11 protein-coding genes are annotated in these 12,584 nt (G+C 43.2%); 7 read left to right on the top strand and 4 right to left on the bottom strand.

The window, feature by feature from the left end:
* Window positions 1-53: 53 nt before the first annotated feature.
* The 5 genes from alsS to MKY83_RS17320 all read left to right on the top strand — a co-directional run bounded on the left by alsS (window position 54) and on the right by MKY83_RS17320 (window position 4,319).
* Window positions 54-1,751, top strand: a complete 1,698-nt coding sequence (alsS, locus tag MKY83_RS17300; RefSeq protein WP_065097892.1) for an acetolactate synthase AlsS — start codon at window positions 54-56, stop codon at window positions 1,749-1,751.
* 38 nt (window positions 1,752-1,789) lie between these two features.
* The gene (gene budA, locus MKY83_RS17305; RefSeq protein ID WP_319610148.1) at window positions 1,790-2,560 is read left to right on the top strand and encodes an acetolactate decarboxylase; all 771 of its coding nucleotides are present in this window, start codon (window positions 1,790-1,792) and stop codon (window positions 2,558-2,560) included.
* Window positions 2,561-2,711: 151 nt separating this feature from the next.
* The gene (locus tag MKY83_RS17310; RefSeq protein WP_044140105.1) at window positions 2,712-3,188 is read left to right on the top strand and encodes an Lrp/AsnC family transcriptional regulator; all 477 of its coding nucleotides are present in this window, start codon (window positions 2,712-2,714) and stop codon (window positions 3,186-3,188) included.
* A gap of 7 nt (window positions 3,189-3,195) precedes the next feature.
* Window positions 3,196-3,786: a chromate transporter gene (locus MKY83_RS17315; protein WP_192878362.1), complete on the top strand. Its 591-nt coding sequence runs from the start codon at window positions 3,196-3,198 to the stop codon at window positions 3,784-3,786.
* A complete protein-coding gene (locus MKY83_RS17320) occupies window positions 3,786-4,319 on the top strand; it encodes a chromate transporter (protein ID WP_106067059.1) in 534 nt (177 codons plus the stop codon). The genes MKY83_RS17315 and MKY83_RS17320 overlap by 1 nt, the downstream gene beginning before the upstream one ends.
* Before the next feature lie 239 nt (window positions 4,320-4,558).
* Here the strand turns inward: MKY83_RS17320 and MKY83_RS17325 are convergent, their stop codons facing one another.
* On the bottom strand, window positions 4,559-5,878 hold the full coding sequence (locus MKY83_RS17325; protein WP_106067018.1) for a UDP-glucose/GDP-mannose dehydrogenase family protein: 1,320 nt from the start codon (window positions 5,876-5,878) through the stop codon (window positions 4,559-4,561).
* 116 nt (window positions 5,879-5,994) lie between these two features.
* Window positions 5,995-6,138: a hypothetical protein gene (locus tag MKY83_RS17330; RefSeq protein ID WP_003214884.1), complete on the bottom strand. Its 144-nt coding sequence runs from the start codon at window positions 6,136-6,138 to the stop codon at window positions 5,995-5,997.
* 186 nt (window positions 6,139-6,324) lie between these two features.
* On the opposite strand from MKY83_RS17330, the gene MKY83_RS17335 reads away from it, so the two are divergent.
* Both MKY83_RS17335 and MKY83_RS17340 read left to right on the top strand, forming a co-directional pair.
* Window positions 6,325-7,932, top strand: a complete 1,608-nt coding sequence (locus MKY83_RS17335; protein WP_113767787.1) for an SWIM zinc finger family protein — start codon at window positions 6,325-6,327, stop codon at window positions 7,930-7,932.
* Complete coding sequence (locus MKY83_RS17340) at window positions 7,919-10,696, top strand: DEAD/DEAH box helicase (RefSeq protein WP_342487521.1); 2,778 nt, start codon at window positions 7,919-7,921, stop codon at window positions 10,694-10,696. The genes MKY83_RS17335 and MKY83_RS17340 overlap by 14 nt, the downstream gene beginning before the upstream one ends.
* A gap of 69 nt (window positions 10,697-10,765) precedes the next feature.
* Here MKY83_RS17340 and MKY83_RS17345 read toward each other — a convergent pair whose 3' ends face one another.
* Both MKY83_RS17345 and MKY83_RS17350 read right to left on the bottom strand, forming a co-directional pair.
* Window positions 10,766-11,554 carry an STAS domain-containing protein gene (locus MKY83_RS17345; RefSeq protein WP_106066110.1) on the bottom strand — a complete coding sequence of 263 codons (789 nt, stop codon included), beginning with the start codon at window positions 11,552-11,554 and terminating at the stop codon, window positions 10,766-10,768.
* 153 nt (window positions 11,555-11,707) lie between these two features.
* Window positions 11,708-12,568 (bottom strand): Cof-type HAD-IIB family hydrolase, encoded by an 861-nt coding sequence (locus tag MKY83_RS17350; RefSeq protein ID WP_044140369.1) that lies wholly within the window; start codon window positions 12,566-12,568, stop codon window positions 11,708-11,710.
* Window positions 12,569-12,584 lie beyond the last annotated feature (16 nt).

The following is a 12,584-nucleotide window of genomic DNA, read 5'->3' on the forward strand; positions in this document are numbered from 1 at the left end:
ATGAAAATATATTTTCATAAAAAATTTTACTTGCCGAAAGGAGTGCGGGGTAAATGAATTCTCAAGCACAACCCCTAACAAGACGAGGAGCAGAATTGATTGTTGATACGCTGATTGCTCAAGGTGTGACCCATGTTTTTGCAATTCCAGGTGCCAAAATTGACGCCGTATTTGATGTATTAAAAGACAGAGGTCCAGAGCTTGTCCTATGCAGACACGAACAAAATGCCGCCTTTATGGCAGCTGCTGTCGGCCGCTTAACCGGCAAACCAGGTGTTTGTCTCGTCACATCAGGTCCTGGCGCATCTAATTTAGCAACAGGTCTATTAACAGCCAATACAGAAGGTGATCCTGTTGTCGCAATCGCTGGAAACGTCATTCGTGCGGATCGGCTGAAACGAACACATCAATCACTCGACAATGCGGCATTATTCAAACCAGTCACAAAATACAGTGTTGAAGTACAAGACGTTCATAATATACCCGAAGCCTTAACAAATGCTTTTCGCGCGGCACAAAAGGGGCAGGCTGGAGCAGCATTTATCAGCTTTCCACAAGATGTCGTGACCGAACACACCACACAAATACCAGTGTCTGCTCACCCTTCTCCAGAACTAGGTCCTGCACCGGATGCTCTCATCAGCTCGGCTATCGCCAAAATTCAAAATGCACACTTACCTGTTGCCATTGTGGGAATGAAAGCAAGTCGTCCAGCTGCTGCAAAGGCTACAAGAACATTATTGAAAACACTTGGAATTCCATTTGTCGAAACGTACCAAGGAGCCGGCGTTCTCTCAAGAGAGCTTGAGTCTCAATATGTAGGCAGAATCGGTTTATTCCGAAATCAGCCGGGGGATCTTCTCATTGAACAAGCAGATGTCCTTTTAACCATCGGCTTTGATCCAATTGAATACGATCCGAAGCATTGGAATATTCAGCCGAAGCAGCGACAGATCATCCATGTCGATGACATCCAGGCAGATATTGACCATTTTTATGAGCCGGCGCTTGAGCTTGTTGGCAATATAGCTGAAACCGTTAAACATTTAGCCCATGACAGTGTTCCACTTTCTCTATGCAAAGAACAAATTGAATTCGTCACTGAATTGCAGGAGCTGTTAAGCGACATTGAAAAAGCACCAGAAAGAGAAAGTCATCTATCTCACCCGCTGGATGTCATTCATACATTAAGACGCCTGATTCCTGATGACACGAAGGTCACATGTGATATCGGGTCTCACGCGATTTGGATGTCGCGTCACTTCCGCGTCTATGAGCCGAACACATTCCTCGTGAGCAACGGAATGCAAACATTAGGCGTCGCATTACCATGGGCCATTGCGGCTTCCATATTGAATCCAGATGAAAAGATCATTTCGGTCTCTGGTGATGGCGGTTTTCTCTTCTCTGCAATGGAGCTAGAAACAGCCGTCCGCATGAAAACAAATCTTGTTCACCTTGTTTGGAATGACAGCACATACGACATGGTGGCATTTCAGCAGGAAATGAAATATGACCGCACATCCTGCGTTGAATTCGGACAGATCGACTTAGTGAAATATGCGGAAAGCTTTGGAGCGACTGGATTACGGGTTAACTCACCTGAAGAGCTTTCAACTGTCCTCCAAAAGGGTATAAACATAGAAGGACCCGTTATTATTGATATTCCGATTGACTATCAAGACAACCCAGACCTCGCCAGTCAAAAATGGCCAGAAGTCTTTCGTGAAAAACACACATTGAACGTCTGATAAGATGTCCATACATTACACCAAAGGAGTGAGCGGATATGGGTATGATGCACCCAATGAATCAACAAAGCGACACAAGACAACATGACAAACAGCAAGAGGTCTATCAAGTATCGACGATGACCTCTTTGCTGGAAGCCGTATATGATGGAGATTTCTCCCTTTCACAAATTCCCGAGCACGGTGATTTCGGCATTGGTACATTCAATCAATTAGATGGAGAGCTGATCGGCTTTGACGGCGCATTTTATCGACTGCGCTCAGATGGAACAGCGACACCGGTAACAGATCAAGATTATTCACCCTTCTGCTCTCTAGCATTCTTTGAAACAGATATCGTTCATCGAATTGATGCACCCATGACGAGCAAAGAGCTAGAAGAAGAAATCGACCGCATTTTACCGAGTAAGAATGTGTTTTATGCAATCCGCATTGATGGATCATTCAAAAAGGTTCAAACCCGTACAGTTGAAAAACAGGAAAAACCTTACGTTCCGATGGTGGAAGCTGTCAAGTCACAGCCCATCTTCGATTTCGAGGATATTCAAGGAACGATCGCCGGTTTCCGTACACCACAGTACGCACATGGCATTGCGGTGAGTGGATACCATCTTCATTTCATTGATGACGATCGAAGTGTCGGCGGACACGTATTTGATTACACCGTTGATCAAGTGACCATCCGAATTTCTCAAAAACGTCATATGAATTTACATCTGCCAAATACGCAGGAATTCTTCCAAGCAGACATTGATCGAGCTGACCTCGCACAGCAAATTGCCAGTGCAGAAAGCAGCCCAGATCAATAAAATAAATACACCCCGGCTTCCGGGGTGTATTTTTATGCAAAAAGAACACTTATCACCTCATTATATTTCATTTCGTTATACAATTGAGATTCGCTCATTCTATTCGTAATAAAATATGTTAAAATATCAACAAAAGAAAGGTGGTCATACGGTGGCAAACGACTATAGCATTCCGAACCTAACATTAGACGAACGAGATAAACAAATTTTATCCCTATTACATGAGGACGGGCGTATGTCCTATACAGATCTCGGGAAACAAGTCGGTCTTTCACGTGTTGCTGTGCAAGCCCGTATTCAGCAGCTAATTGAAGCAGGTGTCATCGAACGATTCACAACGGTCATCAATCCTGCTAAGATCGGCATTCATGTTTCTGTCTTCTTTAATGTAGAGGTTGAGCCGAAATTTTTAGAAGCCGTCGCCCTTCAGCTTGAGCAGGAAACAGCTGTCACAAGCCTTTATCACATGACAGGGCCAAGCAAGCTACATATGCATGGCATTTTTCAAAATGAACAGGAAATGGAGACATTCTTGACAAAAAAACTGTACCCGCTAGAAGGCGTCGTGAGTGTGGACTGCCAAATGCTCATTAAACGATACAAAAGCCGAATGGGCATGAAATTGTAGACAGGAGTTGAAGCACTTGCAATCATATATCGAACTCATCATCGCTATGGTGCGAACCGGTATTCTCGGTTTTGGCGGAGGTCCTTCCGTCATACCACTCATTCGCCATGAAGCGGTAGTGAAATATCAATGGATCAATGATGACGAATTTGGAGAAACACTCGCCATCGCCAACGCATTACCAGGTCCGATCGCGACCAAAATGTCAGCATATCTCGGCTATCGATTGAAGGGCGTATCCGGCGCAATTGTCTCAACAGTTGCCCATATTTTACCGACATGTCTCGCCATGGTGGCACTCGTCACACTTGTCAGCGTCTTAAGCTCCTCACAAATCATTCAAAATATGATTGGCGTCGTGACACCAGTCATTGCCGTGCTGCTCGGGATCATGGCATACGAGTTTGGACAAAAAACGCTGAAAGGCTTCGGAATGATCTTCGGGATCGCTCTGTTCCTTGTGGCCTTTATCGGGCTGCAGGTGCTGTCCATTCATCCAGGAATCATTGTTATCATCTTTTTATGCTATGGCGCTTTTCATTTCAAACTGAAACAACGCTGGAACCGACCAAATAAAGAGAAAGGAGTGTCTTCATGATGCTGATTCTCTTTTTATTCTGGGCATTCTTCTTGTCCAATCTATTAGGATATGGCGGAGGACCTGCATCAATTCCGCTGAATTATGAAGAAATCGTCAACCATTTTCATTGGATGACAAACGAAGGATTTTCCAATATGCTTGCTTTAGCCAATGCACTGCCAGGACCAATTGCGACGAAAATCGCGGCATATGTCGGCTATGACGTCATGGGCTGGCCAGGCTTTATTGTGGCACTGCTTGCAACTGTACTGCCATCAGCCATTGGATTGATTTTATTGCTCAAGCTGATTGACCGCTTTCGTCAATCCCCTGTCGTCAAAGGCATGACCTTATCCGTCCAGCCTGTCATTGCGATGATGATGCTTTTATTAACATGGGAAATCGGAGGAGATGCAGTAAAAGCCATTGGCTGGGCGCAGTCGCTCGCCATTGCCGCGATCTCCTTTTTCTTTATGACTAAATTCAAAATGCACCCCGCCTTTCTCATTGTGGCTGCCTTTTTATATGGCGGATTCATCCTGCCGCATTAAAAAAACCGATAACATGACCTGTTATCGGTTTTAGATTGTTGACAAAGGGCTAAAATGATCTTGATTTTAGCCCTTTGTCTTCTTTTCAGCGTGATAGAAAACCTTTGCAGTCTAGGAAGGGCAGCTACTTTTGCGGAGCGAATTGAACATTCGTGAGCACCAGCGCGCAGACCTGCGGGCGAATGCGAGGGTTTGTCTACACGCTGAAACCGATAACATGACCTGTTATCGGTTTTCTTTTACATATAGATTGGAGAAACCGGTCTGCGCCCAATCGAATGATATTCGACTCCTGCTTGTTCTGCCGCTTCAAGCGTATGGCAGTTTCGCCCATCGAAAATAAGCGGCTGTCTCATCCATTCCTTATAGGACGTGAGCGGAAACGTCTGAATCTCTGTCCACTCTGTTAATATACAAGCTGCATGGACATCCTTTATCGCTTCTTCAATCGTATGAGCAAACACGACTTTTTCAGGTAGCTCACGAGCGGCATGGCGTGCGGCAACAGGATCATACGCCACAAGCTCCGCGCCTAATTGATGGAGTTCATGAGCGATTGGAACCGACGGCGCCTCCCTCATATCGTCTGTATTCGGTTTAAAAGCAAGGCCAAGAAGTGCAATTCGCTTTCCTTCAAGATTTGCCCCCAGTCTCTCTTGAATACTTCGGATAAAACCCGCTCGCTGCTCATTGTTTACTTTGATGACAGCCTTTAGCAGCTCAAAATCATGCGACACATGCCCTGCGATTTGGACAAGTGCATTTGTATCCTTTGGAAAACAAGAGCCCCCGTAGCCAATCCCCGCCTTGAGAAATGAAGAACCGATCCGCTGATCGAGCCCCATTCCCTGCGCTACCCATTCAACATCAGCACCTGTTTTTTCACAAATGGAGGCAATCTCATTCATAAAGCTGATTTTGGTCGCAAGGAAAGCATTTGATGCATACTTGATCATTTCTGCACTTTTTCGGTCTGTCTTGACCACTGGCAAATGGAAATCAGCATACATCTCCTCGAGCCGATCTAATACACCTTTTGTTTCAGCCCCAACGACAAGCCGATCTGCCCTCAATGTATCTGAAATGGCAGAGCCTTCTCGTAAAAACTCTGGGTTAGATGCAATCGATAATGGCTCATTCCGTCCTAATTCTTGATGAATCATCTGTTCGATTTGATCACCCGTTCCAACAGGCACCGTACTTTTCACCACAAGAACCGCACCTGATTTCGCTTTTGTGCCCATTTCCTTTGCAGCTTGAAACACATATTGTAAATCAGCTTGGCCATCTGCCTGCTGCGGGGTGCCGACCGCAATCATTAACACATCAGCCCGCGGATAGGCTGCCGCTCCATTTATGTGAAATTGAATTCGTCCTTGCTCAAGATTGCGCTTCAGCAGTTCTTTTAATCCCGGCTCATACATTGGTGGATGTCCCTGTTTCAGCTGCATGACCTTTCTCCGGTCAATATCAATACACGCTACATTGTGCCCTGACTCCGCTAAACACACACCTGTGACCAGTCCCACATATCCACAGCCTGCAATTGCAATATTCATGACACCATCAGCTCCCCATACGCCTTATGCTTGTAATGACATCGTATGCCGGGAGCTTTCGTTCCATTCATAAAAGCATACAAAAACCCCCTGCCATCACTAGCAGGGGGTCACTTTTATGAAACAAGACCATTTCGAATATGAGCAATCAGATTTTCAAGCATTTCTTTTGTGGTGACATCATTTGAATTCTCACCAATATCATGAGCGTACATCAAAATTTTTAAAAACTCTTCTTGATTCAAACCCTTATTATCCATGTCTGTATCCTTTCGATTCCACTAATTTCATTATTATATGTTGTATGGTTGGTTTATGCAATACTCTAATACATCATTCGACAGCTTTTGAAATTTATGACCATTTTCATGAAAAACTTTTTTATAAATCACCATTGAGCTATAATAAAAGAATTGGAATCTTTTACTTGGTTAGGAGCGGATCAAATGCTTCAGCACAACATCAACGAGGAAGAAATCAAACAAACAGCCGAACAGATCAAAGAACTTCTTCCTGCAACAGATGAAAACAAACAACTCATCAAAAAAGCATTGATTACTTATAGACAGGACAGTGTATATCGTCTCAAGCAAGAATCTGATACGGAATGGTCAGCTTATGTACATGATGTCGTGGCAGCAAGAGTCCATCTTCATGTGCTGTTTCCTGTGAGAAGCAGCTGCTCATGTCCGGCAGATGGACTTTGTAAACACATTCTCGCTGTCTTCTTTTCGCTATACGCTCAAGTGGAGAGTGTGACTGGATTTACAGAAAATTGGTCAGAAAAGGATGAATTACAGCGCAGCAAAGAATTGATTCGTCAGCACTTCCAAGTGAAGCGCCCAGACGAACAATCACTACAAAGCTGGTTGAATTTTTTCCAAGAGGAATTTAACCTCTGGCTGAAACGGACACCAAAGCACCAGCAAACACCGCAGCATTTGTATTACGGCTATTTATCGATCCTAAAAAAACACGCACCTCATTCTCCTGAATTCAAGAGTTTGTATGCGATTCATACGTCAATCGATGTGTGGTTAAGGATTCATGAATTAATCGACCTTGGCCAGCTTGATGCCGAGAAGGACTTTTATTCCATGAATCCATATGTAGAACAACTCATGAACACCATTTTCGATTCAGTGGATCACTTGAAGACATACGCCCTTTCCTTTTCCCTCGATCCGTTTCTTGAAAACACACCAACTGCCGTTCGGACAATTCTTCAAATAAACGGACCTTTCCAGCATGAACGAGTAGCGGTCTTTATGGAGATTTGGGGCACCATATTAAATAGAGGGAAATGGGTTAAAAAAGAAACAGAATTACTAAAGAATGCTCAGCAGCAAGAGCAAACGGTTGAACGCGCCATCGGACTGATGCACATGGATTATTTAATGAAAGAAGACGATAGCCTTTTTCAACAATTAAAGCTGCTCAATGCAGATATGCTGCCAAATGTGCTCAATTGGCTGAAGGACCTGACAAACCGCAAGGACTGGAAGCGGCTCAAGCTCTGGTATCATGAGATCACCTATATTTTAGAAGAATATTGCCAGCTCGACCTTTCCTACAGAGAACTACGAGGAGCCGTTAGTGATTTCTTCTTCTATTTAGACGCATACTTTAAGCAGACAAAGGATCATCATTTATATGAACGCTACCTCCAAATCTGCATGCCCTATGCGTTTACTGAATATAGTCAGTTCTTATATGCACAGCAGCGTTATGCAGAATGGATTGAGATTCACAGCCTTGTTGGTTTCTCCATCAGTGAACTGGAGAAGGATCTGATCAAACAAATTGCAAAAGAGGAGCCTGAAGCGCTCATTCCATCATATCACCGTGAAATCTCACAGCTTCTCGATCAAAAGAATCGAAGTGCTTATCGAGAATCTGTGAAAATGCTAAAAAAACTGCGCACGCTTTATCATAAAACGAAAAAAACTGCGATTTGGGAAAGATATGTAAAGCAGCTACAGGATTCAACGAAACGGCTGCGTGCGTTCCAAGAGGAAATGAAGAAAGGAAAATTAATTGATGACACGCCATAAACAAATTGTCATTCATGCAGAACAAACAGAAGATTTCTCTTTCACCATTTCAGCGCAAGCAGAGGACGGACACCCTGTTCCGCTTAATGAAATGAAGAGGCAGCTTTTCCAATGGCACGAATCGTCTTTTTACGGAACATTTTTAGAAGATGTAAGCTTTATTGGCACACCTGCCTTCCTGCTAAGCCCTTGGATGACCGTCGAACTGCTAGGAAAAAATTCGTTTAATACCTTTAGTCATGTGACACTAACCGATGAAACGGAACCACTGATGAAGACAGCCTCCACCATTTATGAATTCATCGAGGATGAAGATTTCATTCCCGATTACGAGGCGTGGACAAAAGGTGTGCTTCGTTTTAAAGACAAAGAAGGACTATTAGATGGCTATACGGCTGAGTGGTTCTCCTTTGCCGTACAGGATTATATTCAATATGATGATGCCTTACAGCACAAATGGAACCGCATGACAGAACAATCGCCTGCGCTCTCATCCTTCCAAGGACATTTTTTAGATGAGCAGGATTTCTTGGAAACGATTGGCTGGATTGATGACGACACACCTTTCACTGTCGGCTTGCGTTTAAATGAACCGGATTTCGACGGAGATGATTGGAAAATCGAATTGTTTTTGCGTGATAAGAAAAACAGCGACCTTCTTTTTTTTGAAGGCATCCGTTCATTGAAAAGGTCTTGGCATCCGTATCAAGATAAAATCTCAAGAGAGCTGGAGCGATTCGGTCAAATTGTTCCTTGGCTCTCTTTCACATCTGGCACCACGCTCATGTCAGAAGACGAAGCATGGCTCTTTCTATCTGAAGCAAGTGAAACACTTGTGAATATGGGCATTGAGATCCTACTCCCATCGTGGTGGCAAATTGTCAAAGAAAGCACCATGATGCTAAAAGCAAGGATTTCCTCTACCCCAAGAGGCGAGTCACATGTCGGAATGGATGCCTTGATGGACTTTAATTGGCGCTTCGCTACAAACGGCATCGAGCTGACAGAAGATGAGTTCAACGAGCTTGTCCAAAGTAAACGGCGCCTTGTCAATATTCGTGGACAATGGATCAAAATCGATCCAACCTTCATACAGCAAATGAAAAAATGGATGGAGCGTGCCGAAAATGAAGGGCTGCACATGTCTGATATTTTGTCACGTGAACTGGCAGATCAAGAAGCATCCTCTGAATCGATTCCAGAGCTGCTAGACAGCTCAGCATTTGCACATATTCAATTTGAACTTTCGTCTCAATTAAGAGGGCTTGTCCATCAGTTAAATGATACGCATGAGCTGCCTTCCTACGAAATGAGTGAGTCCTTCAAAGGCACACTCAGGCCGTATCAGCAGCATGGTGTCAACTGGCTGTTATTCTTAAGATCTCATGGATTTGGGGCTTGTTTAGCAGACGATATGGGGCTTGGAAAAACGATTCAAATGATTGCGTATTTCACATATTTGAAGGAGCAGGAGCAAAATTCCGCTCCATCTCTCATCATTGCTCCGACCTCTGTTTTAGGAAACTGGCAGCGAGAGCTTGAAATCTTCGCACCACACTTGAATGTTGCCTTGCATTACGGACCATCGCGTCCTCAAGGGGAACACTTTACAAAGGCATACGAGTCAACAGATATTGTCCTGACGTCTTATGGACTCTCACATTCTGATCGTGATGAATTAACGTCAGCAAAGTGGGATACGATTTGTTTAGACGAAGCCCAAAACATTAAGAATGCCCATACGAAACAATCGAGAGCGATCAGACAGCTCAAAGGGCAGCATCACATTGCCCTTAGCGGGACACCTATGGAAAACCGTTTGACAGAGCTTTGGTCCATTTTTGACTTCGTCAACAAAGGATATCTCGGCAGCTTGACGAGCTTTCATAAGAAATTCGTTCTGCCGATTGAAAAAGATCGTGATGAAAAAAGAATTGAACAGCTGCAGCAGCTGATTAAGCCTTTCCTATTAAGACGAACAAAGCAAGATGAAGAGGTCGCCCTGAACCTGCCTGAGAAACTCGAAGAAAAAGAATTCATTCCGCTATCTGCTGAGCAGGCTTCTTTATATGAACAGCTCGTGAAGGATACATTCGAACACATGGCTTCGTTAACAGGAATGCAGCGGAAAGCCATTATTTTAAGTATGCTCGGCAGACTCAAACAGATTTGCGATCACCCGGCTCTCTATTTAAAAGAGAGTGGAACCGATGTGAAACTGCTGAAACGTTCATTAAAAATGGATAAACTCGCAGAGCTGTTAAAAGCAATACACGAGCAAGGAGAAAGCTGCCTCATCTTTACGCAGTATATTGGAATGGGGAACATGATCAAGCAGCTGGCGGAAAAGATGTTTGGAGAACCAGTTCAATTTTTAAATGGCAGTCTGTCCAAACAGGAGCGGGATAAAATGGTGGACCGCTTCCAGAAGAAAGAATTCAACATCTTAATTCTCTCTTTAAAAGCAGGAGGAACAGGACTTAACCTAACCGCCGCAAACCATGTCATTCACTACGACAGATGGTGGAATCCTGCTGTGGAAAACCAAGCGACCGACCGTGCTTATCGGATCGGACAAAAACGATTTGTTCACGTCCATAAGATGATCACAACGGGCACAATCGAGGAAAAAATCGATCAAATGCTCGAAACAAAGCAAACGTTAAATGATCAAATTATCCAAAGTGAAAGCTGGATTACAGAGCTATCGACAAACGAACTAGAAGATTTATTCACATTAAGTGCCGCCGCTCAATCATCTTAATCCAAGCAAAAAGAGGACTTTTCTCAACATGATGAAAAGTCCTCTTTTTTCATTTCATATGAACATAGGTTAAATGTGCAGTTTTTTCAATGCAGATTTCACGTTCATATACGTATTCAATTCACGGAAGTCTTCTCTCATTTCTCCCATTTTCATCGCAAGGTTCGGTTTAATTCCTGTCACGATGAGTTCCGTACCTGTCATTAAAATCAAATCATTCAGCTTAAAGATCGCATCTGCCACAAATGAATCGACTTCTAATAAACCAGACAGATCGACAATAAAATAATCGTCCTTGGATTGAGAGATATAGGTGGAGACTGTGGAGATAATCTTGTCAAATCTTGGCGCTGTTAACGTACCAATGATCGGTAACACAGAAATACCATCTTTCACAGGAACAATGGGAACAGAAATGTTCAGCACTTCATCAATTGATTGCTCAAGAAGCTCCTGCTGTTCCTTCTCTTTCGTGACATCTTTTTGCAGACCAACGAAATAAAGACGTTTCCCTTCATTTTCGTCAATCCAAAGAGGAGCTACACTTAACTCATTCCAAAACATCTGTCCAGATTTTTTATAATTTTTCAGCTGAACAGTGACAGCCTCTTTGTTCTCAATAGCTGTTCTAATTTGTTGGAGAGAGATTGGCTCTGTTTCATTTCCTTGAAGGAAACGACAATTCTTCCCCAATACTTCGGGTTCTTGATAGCCTGTCATATCTAAAAAGCCCTTGTTCACATATATTAAAGGATTATCAGGTAAAGACGGGTCCGTAACCGTCAGGCCAACTTGAGTATAATCTAAGGCTTCCTTGATTAAATGCAGATTTTCGGACTTATAAGATTCCAGCGCCATTCGTTTACTCTCCTTAATTTCCTTACAAGCGGGTTATGTTCATCATTAAATTATATGATGTTCCACATCATGTGTAAATAGAAGTAGTTCTGAATTCCTCTTTTGTAGAATGCGCTTTATCCTATGTGGATTATACAACGACATTCGATGCATCTATTTCAACAGGTGCCGAATCATATACGCCACACCATGTTCATCATTTGTTAACGTGACATGATCAGCGATTTCTTTCATATCCTGTCTCGCATTGCCCATCGCAACCCCAACACCAGCTGCTCGAAGCATCGATTCGTCATTTAAACTGTCTCCTACAGCCGCTGTCTGGCTTAAAGGAATACCAAGTCGTTCTGCCAGCCTTGTTAATGCCTGGCCTTTAGATGCATCCTTTGAACCAATTTCAAAGTTATGATCGGCTGAACTGACCATTGTGACATCTGAATCATCACCAAACATATTCCAACCTGCCTTCAATCTGTCTTCAAAGAAAGAGAAACCTAAGATGTTGTAGAATGAAAGCTTTCGATCCTCACGAAACAACTCTTTATATGTATCAATATAAGAAAAACCCGACTGACTGTATTGAACTTCTGCCGCTTGTTTTAAAACACTCAAGTCCGCTTCTGGATTTGCACTTTTTAAGCGATCCATTTCAATCGCAAGAAGCTCTCTACCACGATTCGGTGTGAAAATGGCTTCGTTTGTAAAAACTTCATAATAATAATCACGTTCTTCAAGCCATTTCAATATGCGTTTGGCCTTTTCTTCTTGTAAAGTAGCTGAATGATATACTTGTCCAGCCGGATCATGAATTACAGCTCCATTGGCACTAATCACCCATGTATTCATCCCAAGCCCATCAAAAATAGACCTCACATCAAAATACGCTCTTCCTGTTGAAACGACAACTTCCAATCCATTCGCCACTGCTTCCTTTAATGCCTGCTCATTTTCCCGACTCACTTTATGCTCACTATTCAATAACGTTCCGTCTAAATCCGTTGCAATCAATTGAATGTTTGTCATCGTTCTC

It is taken from the genome of Bacillus sp. FSL M8-0266 (assembly GCF_038613425.1).
Classification (GTDB): Bacteria; Bacillota; Bacilli; order Bacillales; family Bacillaceae; genus Bacillus; species Bacillus pumilus.